Annotated in this window: 10 protein-coding genes and 1 other annotated feature; of the genes, 8 read left to right on the top strand and 2 right to left on the bottom strand. The window is 47.3% G+C overall.

What is annotated here, in order from left to right; translation table 11 throughout:
* Positions 1 to 116: 116 nt before the first annotated feature.
* Entirely contained in the window at positions 117 to 1,076 is a 960-nt protein-coding gene (locus HI950_RS07165; RefSeq protein ID WP_169083184.1) for an aldo/keto reductase, read from the top strand.
* A 94-nt stretch (positions 1,077 to 1,170) separates the two neighbouring features.
* Here HI950_RS07165 and HI950_RS07160 read toward each other — a convergent pair whose 3' ends face one another.
* Positions 1,171 to 4,230 carry a transglycosylase domain-containing protein gene (locus HI950_RS07160; protein ID WP_169083183.1) on the bottom strand — a complete coding sequence of 1,020 codons (3,060 nt, stop codon included), beginning with the start codon at positions 4,228 to 4,230 and terminating at the stop codon, positions 1,171 to 1,173.
* A gap of 122 nt (positions 4,231 to 4,352) precedes the next feature.
* Positions 4,353 to 4,655, top strand: a binding site (T-box leader).
* Positions 4,656 to 4,709: 54 nt separating this feature from the next.
* Here HI950_RS07160 and tyrS point away from each other — a divergent pair.
* From tyrS to floT, 3 genes are all read left to right on the top strand, one after another.
* Positions 4,710 to 5,966 (top strand): tyrosine--tRNA ligase, encoded by a 1,257-nt coding sequence (tyrS, locus tag HI950_RS07155; protein ID WP_169083182.1) that lies wholly within the window; start codon positions 4,710 to 4,712, stop codon positions 5,964 to 5,966.
* Between the two features lie 132 nt (positions 5,967 to 6,098).
* Positions 6,099 to 6,629 (top strand): NfeD family membrane protein, encoded by a 531-nt coding sequence (locus HI950_RS07150; protein WP_187768043.1) that lies wholly within the window; start codon positions 6,099 to 6,101, stop codon positions 6,627 to 6,629.
* Between the two features lie 26 nt (positions 6,630 to 6,655).
* Positions 6,656 to 8,173, top strand: a complete 1,518-nt coding sequence (gene floT, locus HI950_RS07145; RefSeq protein ID WP_187768055.1) for a flotillin lipid rafts scaffold protein FloT — start codon at positions 6,656 to 6,658, stop codon at positions 8,171 to 8,173.
* A 51-nt stretch (positions 8,174 to 8,224) separates the two neighbouring features.
* On the opposite strand, the gene rpsD is transcribed toward floT, so the two are convergent.
* Positions 8,225 to 8,827, bottom strand: a complete 603-nt coding sequence (gene rpsD / locus HI950_RS07140; protein WP_169083180.1) for a 30S ribosomal protein S4 — start codon at positions 8,825 to 8,827, stop codon at positions 8,225 to 8,227.
* Between the two features lie 362 nt (positions 8,828 to 9,189).
* Between rpsD and HI950_RS07135 the strand changes: the two genes are divergently transcribed.
* The 4 genes from HI950_RS07135 to HI950_RS07120 all read left to right on the top strand — a co-directional run bounded on the left by HI950_RS07135 (position 9,190) and on the right by HI950_RS07120 (position 13,533).
* Positions 9,190 to 11,139: a sensor domain-containing diguanylate cyclase gene (locus HI950_RS07135; RefSeq protein WP_169083179.1), complete on the top strand. Its 1,950-nt coding sequence runs from the start codon at positions 9,190 to 9,192 to the stop codon at positions 11,137 to 11,139.
* A 136-nt stretch (positions 11,140 to 11,275) separates the two neighbouring features.
* Entirely contained in the window at positions 11,276 to 12,007 is a 732-nt protein-coding gene (locus HI950_RS07130; protein WP_169083178.1) for a hypothetical protein, read from the top strand.
* A 29-nt stretch (positions 12,008 to 12,036) separates the two neighbouring features.
* Positions 12,037 to 13,152 carry an aminopeptidase gene (locus HI950_RS07125; RefSeq protein WP_169083177.1) on the top strand — a complete coding sequence of 372 codons (1,116 nt, stop codon included), beginning with the start codon at positions 12,037 to 12,039 and terminating at the stop codon, positions 13,150 to 13,152.
* 138 nt (positions 13,153 to 13,290) lie between these two features.
* Positions 13,291 to 13,533, top strand: coding sequence for an HPr family phosphocarrier protein (locus HI950_RS07120; RefSeq protein WP_169083176.1), 243 nt, complete (start codon positions 13,291 to 13,293; stop codon positions 13,531 to 13,533).
* Positions 13,534 to 13,585 lie beyond the last annotated feature (52 nt).

Genomic DNA, 13,585 nt, shown 5'->3' with positions numbered 1-13,585 from the left:
AGCTGTCTATGCATTGCATTTTGAAGAAAATGGATTGACATTCATGTGTGCACCTTTATAATGTTGTTAGATCCTAGTAAACGGATGGGAATAATTATGATAAGGAGGCAGGCTAGTTGGAGAAACGGAAATTAGGAAATAGCGAGCTGTTTCCCTCAGTTATTGGCTTTGGCGCTTGGGCTGCCGGGAAGAAGGGCTGGGGCGAGGTCGATGATCACGAGGTTGAGGCCGCCATACATCGTGCATATGATTTGGGCATTACCTTTTTTGATACATCACCTGTTTATGGTTTGGGGCACTCCGAGCAAACGCTTGGAAAAGTACTTCAGCCTGTCCGTGAAAAAGTCATTATCGCGACAAAAGCTGGCCTCGCCTGGCACGAACATGAGAAGGGGAGCATTAAAGCAGCAAAGGCGAATATCGTGCGCGAAGTAGAGGAGAGCCTGCGGCGTTTAAATACGGACTATATTGATTTGTATCAAGTTCAAGCACCTGATCCAAGCAACAATATACCAATCGAAGAGACATTCGAATCGTTGAATCAGTTAGTGGAAGAGGGAAAGATACGCTATATCGGCGTTTCAAACTTCAATGTTCAGCAATTAGTTGCTGCGCAAACGGTTAGTTCTATCGTTTCTTTGCAATCGCCATATAACCTGTTTCAACGAGACGTAGAGCATGCAGCGCTGCCTTATGTCAAACAGCTGAATATCGGTTTTATTCCGTATAGCCCACTGGCGCAAGGCTTGTTGACGGGTAAATTCAACTATTTAACGAGGCTCCCTCAGACAGATGTGCGAGCGCAGCTTAACCCGTTATTTTCTGAACAACAGTTTATTAAAAATTTGGTGGTCATTGAAACGTTTACGGGTATAGCAAGAGCTATCGGAAAGCCGCTTAATCAGGTATCCATAAATTGGCTGTTATATCGGAAGGAAGTATCGAGCGTCATTGCAGGCGCAAAAACGATTAAGCAGGTTGAGGAAAATGTTGCTGCTGCAAAATGGAGCTTATCAAGAGAAGACTTTGAGCAAATCAGCCGATTATTTGAAACGGATTCATCCTATGTCATATGAAAAAAAGGCAGCAGCCTCTTACGAGGCTGCTGCCTTTTTGACTAAATGGCCTTATGTGACTAGCCTTACTTACGGTCGAAGCAACAAGTACTTGCTAACTGATGGTTTGCTTCGAGGATGGTGCAGATTCGCCACTTGCATTTTCCGAAGTTACATAGAAGCTTCCTGTTACGAGCGGTGCAACATATTCAAAGCTTGTTTCCGAGGTGGAAGCGATCTTCGAATATTGACCATCATTATTTGAGCTATAGTATACATGATACTGTACCACTTGATCTGAGACGCTGTTAGACGCCCAAGTTAAGCGTACGCTAAGATCCGTTTTTGCAGCCTTTAAGCCTGTTGGAGCAGCAGGCGCTGCTGTGCCTGGCTGCTCTCCTCCCGGATTATCGCCGCCCTCAGGCGGATCTGGGATGACAGGCGTATTTCCATACTGAACCAACTGGCTTGGAGCGGATTCTTTGCCGACGACATCTACCGCAGTCACGTAATACGTATAGCTCTGAGAGCTGGAGGTGTTGAACTTCATCCGCTTCTCGTCACCAGCAATGATGGATCCTCCTTGCTTCTCGTAAGCGCCCTGATTAATCGATCTGTAGACGCGATAACCAACGACATCCTTAGCTGAACTTTCACTAAATGTCAAAATGAGCACACCATCCGTTGATTGCAGCTTAATGCTTGCAGGAGGCGGTGGAGCAGCACCGTCATCGTTACGCGGATCTGGCTTGGAAGGCGCATTGTTTTCCGCGTCCGCAGGCAAGTATACCGATATCGGACGCCGGCTTTTTGCCGGTAATTTGGATTGGGCAGCTCTGATTTCATCCATCAGGACATCTAAAGGTTTTTTTCGTTTAATGACGATTTGCTCTTTAACCATATCGCTTGGCGTAGCGGGGTTAGGGACGTAATTTACACCCTCGTAAGTAATATACGCCATCTTAACTAGAGTATCGTCTGTTTTCTTCGGAATATCCTTTTTGTTGAACCAATCGGTTACGAGCATGCCGGCTTCCTTCGTTAATTGGCTTGGCAGCAAGCCGCTTGCGCTGGACACTGTCGCTTTGACGACGCCGGAAGGCCGCTCGAATTTATCGGTTACGAAAATTTCTGGTTTTGTTTCTGCTAGTTTGTTCATAATTAACGCCCATATTGAACGGGCTCTTGCTTTGCCGTTCTCCGAGAGGGAGTTAACCTGCTCTTCATAGCCGGACCACACACCTAAGGTAATATCAGGCGAGAAGCCCATAAACCATACGTCGCCATAGCTTTGTGTCGAGCCTGTTTTACCGGCAATCGGGATTTCGCCGTATTTCTTGAATTGTGATTTTAGCTTGTTGGCAGAGCCGCTTCTGTCCGATATAACGGTAGACAGCATATCGGTCATCAGGAATGCGCTTTGCTCCGAGAACACGCGTTTTGGCTCTTGCTTGTGCTCGTATACGATCTTGCCGTTGGCATCGGTTATTCTTGAAATCATATAAGCATCATTGAACACGCCTTTGTTCGGAATGGAGCCGTAAGCATTCGTAAGCTCTTCCACGGATGTGCCGATGCTTAATCCTCCGATTACGCCGGTTTGCGCATAGGCATCTTCCGGCTGGAGCGTCGTAATGCCGAGCTTTTTGACAAAAGCCCAAGCATTTTCGATTTTGACTTCTTCATTAAAAATTTTCAAGGCTGGCAAATTCAATGATCGGTTTAATGCTTCCCGCGCCGTAACGAGACCCGCAAACTTCCGGTTGACGTTCATCGGGATATGGAAGCCCTTCTGACCGTCCTTGAGGACGATCGGTGCATCATCAATGATGCTGGCAGGCTGGATAAGGCCTTGTTCAATAGCAGGCAAATAGGCGGCTAGCGTTTTCATGGTAGAGCCTGGCTGCCTAGTCATTTGAGTAGCATAGTTTAGCTGCTCCTCGTAAAAGTCGCGGCCTTCGAGCATTCCGACGATGGCTCCGGTTTTGTGATCCAGCATAATCGCTGCGATTTGCTCGAGACCTTTTTCCTCACTGTAAGGTGAGAAGTTTTCATCGTTGCTGCCGATCTCACGCATAAGCTGATAGATATCCTTGTCAATCGTCGTATAGACATGATAACCGCCGCGAAGCAGATGATCACGGGCTTCCTCGATTAACGCGGCATTTTCCTTTTTGCGAAGATCAGCTTTCGTCAACGTCTTATCCTGCGCCATAAGCATAATTTCCGCTGCTTGGCGTTCTGCTTCAAGCATCAAATAAGGATAAGTCGTATAGGCTTTCTCAGATGGCTTGGCTAGCGTCTTCCGAATGTCGAATTTGAGCGCTTCATCGTATTCCTGCTGCGTGATGCGGCCCGTCTCGAACATCCGCATCAGCACGGTCCGTTGCCGGCCAAGCGCCAAGTCGAATCCGCCTTGGTTGAATTGACCTTTTCCCGTGAATGCAGTGTAGGCTGAAGGCCGCTGCGGGAGACCTGCCAGATAGGCAGACTGCGCAAGATTTAGTTGGTTAAGATCGGAAATATTAAAAATACCTTTTGCTGCTGCTTTAATACCGAATAGATTGTAGCCGCTAGAACCGTTTCCAAACGGAACCTTGTTCAAGTAAGCCGTTAAAATTTCTTCCTTCGTTAGATAGCGCTCCATGCGCAGGGACAAAAATATTTCCTTGATCTTACGGCTGTCCGTTTTGTCCAAGCTTAGAAATACGCGGCGAGCTAGCTGCTGGGTAAGCGTGCTTCCCCCGGTTTGCGTATCCTCGTTAAGAAGCTTTTGCTTCACGGCGCGTCCAAGTCCGTTGATGTCTACCCCTTTGTGCTCGAAAAAGTTGTTGTCTTCAATACCGAGTACGGCATTGATAACTTGAGGCGGTAAATCATCGTATGTAATGATCATCCGATCCTCAGACGTTCTAAGCTGTCCGACAAGTGTATCATCATTGAAATAAACGAACCCGGTGATGGCATTTTCGCCGACTTTTTCTTCAATGACGGTCCGAGGCCTTACCTCCTCATTTTTCACGAGTGCTGCAACATAGCCAGTAACTGCGCCGCCTGCAAGCAATCCGATGAAGATTCCGAAGTATACCATCCATTTGACTGTTATAAATGTTACGATTCCGAATGTACGCCATTTGCTTCTTTTGACTGGCGACGGTTGACGATCCTCTTGCATTTTTATGACTCCTCCTCCAAATAGCACACCTATTATAACATAAATCACCAAAGTAACGCATGCTTTAACAGCATTGACTTCCTGCTTTGTACTATGGTATAAAATCTATAATGTTTTATCTAATCAATGCTTTGAAGGGCATGAGTAGACAGCGAATCGTAATTTCAGAGAGCCGGTGGGTGGTGGAAACCGGTATGCGCCGCATGTTGAATTACCGCCTGGAGCTAAGTGAAGGAACCGATGCTAACGATCAGTATTTGCCTGATAAGGCAGCTGACGAAAGCCGTAGTAGTTCACTTCGGAGCCCGTCTCCGTTATCAACAACGAAGTGAGAGTATTGCTCGAGTCCCAATGATTAAGGTCATTGAATGACAGACATACTCTAACGAGGGTGGTACCGCGAGCTAATCCTTCTCGTCCCTTGGGGCAAGAAGGATTTTTTATGTCTATATAGACGTATACGAGGGAGGAAAAGTTGTATGGTAAAGTGGGAAAGTTTGTCGAAAGAGCAACAATTGGAGGTCGAGCGCCAGCTTGCGGTTATTCGGAGAGGTGTCGTAGAAATCGTGCCTGAGGATGAATTGAAAAATAAAATAGCAAAATCAGTCGCGACAGGCACGCCTCTTAAAGTAAAGCTGGGCCTTGATCCATCGGCGCCAGATATTCATATCGGGCATACCGTTGTTTTGCACAAGCTGCGTCAGTTTCAAGAGTTTGGCCACCAGATTCAGCTAATAATCGGTGATTTTACGGGGAGGATCGGCGATCCTACCGGCAAATCGGAAACGCGGAAGCAGCTGACGGAAGAAGATGTGAAGCGGAATGCGGAAACGTACCAGAAGCAGATTTACAAAATTTTGGATCCACAGCTAACGAAGCTCTACTACAACTCGGAGTGGCTGGCGCCTCTCAACTTCGTTGATGTCGTTAATTTAGCTGCGAAAGTAACCGTTGCGCGCATGATGGAGCGTGACGACTTCACTAAGCGCTACACGAGCGGATTGCCGATCAGCATACATGAATTTTTTTATCCGCTTATGCAAGGCTATGATTCGGTTGCTCTAGAGTCCGATGTAGAGCTTGGCGGTACGGATCAGACATTTAATCTGCTCATGGGCAGAACGCTGCAGAAGGAATATGGCAAAGAGGCTCAGGTAGCCATTACGACGCCGTTGATCGAGGGCCTCGATGGCGTAAACAAGATGAGCAAAAGCTTGGGCAATTACATCGGTATCGATGAGGAGCCAAACCAAATTTACGGCAAGTCGATGTCGATCCCAGATGAGCTTATGTTCAAGTACTATGAACTTGCAACCGATTTAAGCAATGAGGAGCTGGCCGCTTTGAAGTCCGGTCTTGAGGATGGCTCCGTACATCCGCGCGATGCAAAAATGCAGCTGGCGGCTGCGTTTGTGCGAATGTACCATGGTGAAGAAGCAGCGAATGCCGCCGAAAATCATTTTATTACTGTCTTTCAGCAGCGCGCTCTCCCGGATGATATTCAAGAGGTGCACGTCTCCTTGGGAGATTTGGATAACGGACAAATTCGCATCGTAAAGCTTCTTACTGTGCTTGGTTTGCTCCCGACGAGCAGTGAAGCAAGGCGCAGCGTGCAGCAGGGAGCGGTACGTATTAATGAAGGGAAAATTACCGATGTAAATGCTGATGTTACACTTCATGATGGTGACGTGCTTCAGGTTGGCAAACGCAAGTTCGTCAAAATTAAATTAGGATAATGGTTCTAATAAAGCTTGTTGAATGGATAAAATTCAGCAAGTTTTATTTTTTTTAGAAACATAAAAACGTTTCCAACGTAATAAATAACGGAAGTATTAACAGGTTCTGGATTCTATGAGAGGGGGAGGAAGTTGGAGACGCTATTTATGTCTTGTCTAATCGGCGGAATTTTGTATGCTCTCGTTAGTGTAATATTCGGGGATTGGCTGGGGCTGCTGTTGGACGGAGCGCTCGATTTTTTATCGTTAGACGGTCATTCATGGCTGTCGCCGACTGCGCTTGTTGGAGGAATTACCGTATTTGGTGGGGCAGGGCTCATGCTCGAACGATACACCTCTTTAGGAGCGTCAGCCGTTTTATTGGTCGCCTTATTGATTGCGCTCATAGCGGGAACGGGCGTGTTTTTCCTGTATATTAAGCCTATGGAGCAGAGTGAGAACTCAATCGCTTTTTCACTTAATGGCATGTCCGGCATGCTTGGGGAAGTATTGGTACCGATTCCGGCTGAGGGCTATGGTGAAGTGATGGTAAAGGTCGGTGCTGGCTTTACGAATCAGATCGCCGCAAGCTTTGAGGGCGTTGAAATTGCAGGCGGATCTAAAGTGGTCGTCGTCGAGGTAAGAGACAGTACGCTTTATGTGTCCGAAGTGAACTTATCTTAATTCATATAGGAGAGAGGGGAATGTCAATGCCGGAGGTTTTCGTAATACCCGCAATCGTTGTCGGAGTGCTTGTTGTTTTGGGTCTTGCCTTCTGGGCGCGCTATAAGACGGTTAGCCCGGATGAGGCGATGCTCGTAACGGGTTCGTTTCTTGGTTCTCGCAATGCCAGCACGGATGAATCGGGTCGTAAAGTAAAGATCATTAGAGGCGGCGGCGCATTTATTTTGCCAATCTTCCAGAAGGCTGAGTTTTTATCCTTGCTGTCTCATAAGCTTGATGTGTCGACACCAGAGGTTTATACGGAGCAAGGGGTTCCGGTTATGGCCGACGGCGTGGCGATTATTAAAATCGGCGGAGCGGTAGAGGATGTGGCAACGGCGGCGGAGCAGTTTCTAGGCAAGCCGACCGAGGCGCTGAAGGGTGAAGCGCAGGAGGTGCTGGAAGGGCATTTGCGTGCTATTCTAGGCTCTATGACAGTAGAAGAGGTGTATCGGAACCGTGACAAATTTGCGCAGGAAGTGCAAGGCGTTGCGGCTAAGGACTTGAAGAAAATGGGCCTTCAAATCGTATCCTTCACGATCAAGGACCTGCGTGATAAGCATGGATACTTGGACGCACTAGGCAAGCCGCGTATCGCAGCAGTTAAGCGTGACGCGGAGATTGCTGAGGCCGAAGCGGTTCGGGATGCTAGAATTCAAAAGGCGCTTGCAGCCGAGGCTGGTCAAAAAGCCGAGCTCGTGCGCGATACAAACATTGCAGAAGCGGAGAAAGAGAAGGAAATGAAGGTTGCTTCCTTTAAACGGGATCAGGATACAGCCAAGGCAGAAGCGGATCAGGCTTATTCGATTCATGAAGCCCGCGCGAAGCAAAGCGTAGTCGAGGAGCAAATGAAGGTAGAGCTCGTGCGCAAGGAGCGTGAGATCGATCTCGAAGCGAAAGAAATTTTACGCCGCGAGAAGCAGTACGATGCAGAAGTGAAAAAGAAAGCTGATGCGGACCGTTACGCGGTCGAGCAGGCGGCTGAAGCGAATAAGGCGAAGCTCCTTCGTGAAGCAGATGCGTTGCAATACCGTATAGAGGCAGAAGCGAAGGCGCATGCCGCTCAGAAGCGTTTGGACGGTCTAGCAGTTGCTGATGCGGAGAGAGCGAAGGGAACGGCGGAGGCAGACGTAATCAGGCTTCGTGGTTTGGCGGAAGCGGAAGCGAAAGAGAAGCTTGCTGAAGCATTCGAGAAGTTCGGAGAAGCTGCCGTGCTTGATATCATTGTCAAAATGCTGCCTGAGCTTGCCGGCAAAGTGGCTGAGCCGCTCAGCAACATTGATAAGCTTACCGTTGTAGACACCGGGAATGGAGAAGGGGCAGCGCGATTAAGCAATTATGTGACTTCCTTGATGTCTACCGCGCCAGAGATGCTGAAAAGCGTGTCCGGCATCGATGTGAATGCCCTTATTAAAGGACTGACATCCAAAGCGATCAGTGCACCGAGCGAAAGCAGAAAACCTGTAGATATTACTGCTGCTGCTAAGCTGCCTGAACAATCGTAAGAAAGAGCAAAAAAAAACCTTGAACCAATAGGTTCAAGGTTTTTCTTATCATTAACGGCTGTAGAATTCGACGATTTGTTTCTCGTCGATATCTTGGGAAAGCTCACCGCGATCAGGCAGACGAAGGAATTTACCTTCCAATGTTTGATCGTTGAACTCTAGGTAGTTCGGAAGGTGGTGACGGCCTTCCATAGCTTCTTTAATTGTTCTTAGGCCGCGGCTGCGCTCGCGCAAACCGATTACATCGCCAAGAGAAACGCTGTATGAAGCGATATCCACTTTCTTGCCGTTTACAGTTACGTGACCGTGTGATACCAGCTGACGAGCTCCTGCGCGTGAGTTGGAAAGGCCAAGGCGGTAAACGAGGTTGTCAAGACGGCTTTCAAGGAGGCCCATGAAGTTTTCACCGGCTTTACCTTTCATTTTTGCCGCTTTGTCAAACAAGTTGCGGAATTGTTTTTCATTCAAACCGTACATGTGGCGAAGCTTTTGTTTCTCTTGCAATTGAACGCCATAACCGCTCATTTTTCTGCGTTGGTTAGGGCCGTGTTGACCTGGTGGAAATGCGCGTTTTGCAAGTTCTTTACCCGTTCCGCTCAAAGAGATTCCAAGGCGACGGCTTAGTTTAAATTTAGGTCCTGTATAACGTGACATACGTAATATTAACTCCTTCATCAAATAAATTTGTGAATGGGGTTGTGTTTCGCCGAATACGTTCAACGTCCGAGCAAGCTCGTCCCTGATAGGCTAGTCAGCCGCTGGCCTACAGCGAACGTATTTCATGAGGGTGACACAAAACCGTACGCCCATCTATTCATCAATAAATAATATATGAAATATATAGTCGTTGTCAAGGTTCATGCATGAATTTAAACGAGATTGTATGAGCATCAAAAGTCCTATGTTTTATATAGTTAGTAGTGCAAATTTCTCAAAGATGGAGTATGATGATTGTTATAATAAGCTAAAATGGGAAGCTCATCTCCTTGGTTATAAGATGAAAGGGTTGGGGCTGCATGGTTGATCAAGTGAATAGCAATTTTGCATATCATAAAACCACTACAATTGTGGATACATCAGCACAATCACAACCGGTTTGGTTCAGTAGAGAAGATATTAGCGATGCGGACAAGCCATTGCTGTCTATTTTGTTACAAGAAAGCTTTAATCGGTGGGCAAATGAATCAGCAGCTTTGGCATCAGCATTTGAGAATGGCGAGTTTGTGCTATTCAATCAAGATGCGGAAGAGGTAGCTGCAGCCGGGCAGTATGCCGATGATCGTGGAAATCGTAATGCTGCGCTTGAAAGGGCTGCCAGCCGTGTTCTGAGCAGCGGAGAGAACGATGTGTGCAGCGAGGAAGATTTATTTGTGGCAGCGGTGCCTTTGCATCGGCGTAATGATGGCGCTGTTTTCGGCGTTTTCACATATATAACATCAAGAGGCTCTCAGTGGGATGTGTCCCAACTTATAGGCTGCTCGCTTCATTTTCGCAGCTGTTTTTACCATAACTTCGAACAAATTTTCGTCAAGGATCTTCTCCAGCAGCAGCAGCGGGCAGAGAAGGAAGAGAAAAAAAGAAATGAGCTGTTTCAAGCTGCCAAACGGCTGTATGATCAAATCGACGTTTCCTCTGTTCTCTCAGAGCTTCTTAGCAGTTTAGAGATGCTATACCCGAGCTCCGAGGTCCATTTGTATTTATCGCAGGATCACTTGAACGGCGATCCTCGCGTGAAGCCGCTCGTATTCAAAAATGCCGAGCATGATCTCGTGGCCAAAGCGTTTCTGAACGGAAAATCGGTGTCCGAGCAGGAGAGGGACGGAACGCTACGGCTGGCTGTTCCGATGACCGGCAAGCAAGCTGCGTATGGCGTGTTATGCATGTCTATCGGGCCAGGCCAATGGGATGAGGCAGATTTGCCGGCCTTTCTTCTGCTAGCCGATACTTCAGGGTCGGCGTTCGAGAATGCGAAGCTGTACGAGCAGTCTAATTTGCTTATCAATGAGCTGCGCCTTATTAATGAGCTTACGAAACGACTGAACCAGTCGCTTAGGCTGAAAGAAATTTTTCAATTTGCGACAAGCGAGCTTCTGACGATATTTGATGCTGATTTTTGCTGCGTCCTGCAGCTGAATAAAGATAAGAATCAATTTGTCGTGATGTCCAGCAATTTCCCGGCACTTGCGAGCGAGCATTTCTCGCCCGACTATGGCTTCTGCGGCATGGTTTACCGGACTAAAGAGCCTTTAATCATATCCGATTACTGGCATACGCGCGTTGTGACCTCCAAGCTGATGGACAATACGGGCTCGAGATCGCTTATCGCAGCGCCGATTTTGGCGGATAACGAAGTCGTTGGCGTCATTCTTGTTACGCATAAGGCGCCAAATTTTTTCTCTTACGAAAATTATAAGCTGCTTCAAGTGATGAGCACCCATATCGGACTTGCCGTGACGAACGCTTCCTTGCATGCTGAGGTGCGCCGGATGGTTATTACTGACAATCTGACCGGGCTTCATGCTCGTCATTATTTAAATGAACAAATTCAAAACCGTCAGCGCAAGGATCCGTTTGGATCCCTAATCCTTGTGGATATTGATTTGTTCAAGCGCGTAAACGATACGTTCGGGCATCAGGTCGGTGATCGGATTCTCATTCAAGTGAGCGACATTATAAGGAACTCGATCAGACAAGGCGACATCGCGGCGAGGTGGGGCGGCGAAGAGCTTGCGGTATATCTGCCGGGCATTCGAGCTGAGCAGGCTTTCCGCATAGCTGAGCGGATCAGGCAGCAGGTGGAGAAAGAGACGGACCCTGTCGTTACCGTCTCCTGCGGCGTATCCGAGTGGACGTTTGAGGATGATAAAATTAGCGTGGAAACGTTGTTTTACCGTGCCGATATGGCGCTTTATGAGGCCAAGCATAACGGAAGAAATTGTATATTCGTAGGACAAAACGGAATATAGCCTGTTATTGATAGAAATACAGGTCAGATAAAGGATGCCTTTGCGGGCATCCTTTTCTTTTTGCTCCTAAGTGGAATAAGTAGCAGGCAGGTTAGGGACGATACTACAATAACCGATTTGGACGGGAGGAGCAGAAATGAGACGAAACAAAGCAATTGGAGTGTGTCTACTCGCAATAGCATTCATATTGTCGATGCTCGGATGCGGCGATGCCGGAGATAAGCGATCGCCGGGGGAATGGCTTTCTTTATCCTATTCAGGGCTTGCGGCTACCGATCAATACGCTTTTACGGGCTCGATGAGCATAAAGACGGCGGATGGCTTGGAGTTTAAGCCGGAAGTATTCGAAGGCAAAGTGGTGGATCATCAGCAATTAACGATCCAGACGAATACGGCTGATCCGCTGCATTGGAATCCTGTGCAAGTGCTGGAGGCCTTGAACAATGCAAATGAGGACGTTCGTTTGGCGAACGACACCTACGACCCTGAAACGGTCACGCTGCTGATAACTGAAAATGCAACCGTAACAAAGGAAAGATGGGAGCAAAGGCTGCGTCAGCAGCTCGATCAGCTCGACGTCCCGGCAGAGGATCGTCCGTACCGCCAAGAATGGTTGAAGGAGCTTGCGCGCTCTCGCAAGCAGTTAGATGAAATGCTGGCATCTATGCAAGCCATGACAAAGTATGAGCTGGTCATTGACCGAAATCGGATGCTTCCGCTGAAAATGGAGGAGAAAACCTCCTTCAGCTATTCGTACAATCATAATCCGGTATCAGAGGAAAGGTATACGACTGTAAGGTTTCAATCCTTTAACGGAGCATCGAGCGAAACTGTTCAACGTACGCAAAAACGTGTTACGATGGATTAGAACAAAGGAAGAAGGAGAGGATTTTTAACATGCGTGACCCTAGATTGCAAAAGCTGGCAAAAAATTTAGTCGAATATTCCATTGATGTTCAGCCTGGCGAAAATGTTTTAATTGACATGGTCGGTTCAGAACGGGAGCTGACAAAATGTTTAATAGAAGAGGTTGCAAGGCGCGGCGGAAGACCTTTCGTAGAATCGAGCGATCGCTCCGTGCTTCGTACTTTGCTTCAGCATGCGACCAAAGAGCAAATGGAGCTATGGTCATCGCTTGACTTGGAGCGGATGAAAAACATGCAGGGTTATATCGCGGTTCGCTCAGGCGACAATGTCAACGAGCTGGCAGGTATTCCTGATGCGAATATGCGCTTATACGAGCAAATTTACAGAAATCCGGTACATATGGAGCAGCGCGTTAAAAAAACGAAATGGGTCATTTTGCGTTACCCGACCCCTTCAATGGCACAATTGGCGAATATGAGCACGGAATCGTTCGAGGATTTCTATTTTGATGTATGCAATTTGGATTATGCCAAAATGGACAAAGCGATGGATCCGCTGCAGGCGCTTATGATCAAAACAGATCGCGTCCGCATCGTATCGCCAGGAACGGACCTTAGCTTCTCGATCAAAAACATCGGAGCTAAAAAATGCTCCGGGCATCGCAATATTCCCGACGGAGAGGTATTCTCCGCGCCGGTACGCGACTCCGTGCAGGGCACGATCACGTATAACGCGCCTAGCGTTTATTCTGGCGTAACGTTCCAGAACATCTCGCTCACGTTTGAGAACGGGAAAATTGTGAAGGCAGAGAGCAATGACACAGCCCGATTGAATGAAATTTTAGACATGGATGAGGGCGCTCGTTACATTGGTGAATTTGCTATAGGGTTTAATCCGCATATTTTGCATCCGATGAATGACATTTTGTTCGATGAGAAAATTGCGGGCAGCCTGCACTTCACGCCAGGCCAAGCTTATGAGGAAACGGATAATGGCAACCGCTCCTCCGTGCATTGGGATTTGGTGCTCATCCAGCGTCCGGAGTACGGCGGCGGAGAAATTTATTTTGACGATATTCTCATTCGCAAGGATGGCGTGTTCGTTATTCCTGAGCTTGAAGCGTTAAATTCAGAAAACTTGAAATAAATGAAGAAAGTGTCATTGCTTTCTTATATAATAAATGGAAAATAAAGCGTTTTTCATTTTAACACTTGCTCGATGTTACATTTCGGGTTATCATGGTGACAAAGGTAAGCTTTACTAATTTAACTGGAGGGATCTCCCATGTCCAACAATGCAGCTATTGTAGAAATTTCCCAAACGGCTAGCCAATTCACTTCGTCCATCGTTCTGCAAGCCGAGAGCAAATATATTGATGTAAAAAGCATTCTCGGGCTATTCACAACACTAGTAGGCGGCCATGCATATGAACTGCATGTACACGGACCTGATGCTGAGCAAGCAAAAACAGCGATGGCTGATGTTTTTGCAAAGCATAACTTGAACGTTACCGTTATTACGGATTAGTAGTATTATAATATTACAGAATGGCGTCCCTTCATTTTTGAAGGGGCGCTTT

Origin of the sequence: Paenibacillus sp. PL91, from assembly GCF_012935325.2 — a bacterium.
GTDB lineage: Bacteria > Bacillota > Bacilli > Paenibacillales > Paenibacillaceae > Pristimantibacillus.
Note: the sequence above shows the minus strand (reverse complement) of the source record. Positions and strands in the feature narration are given on the sequence as shown.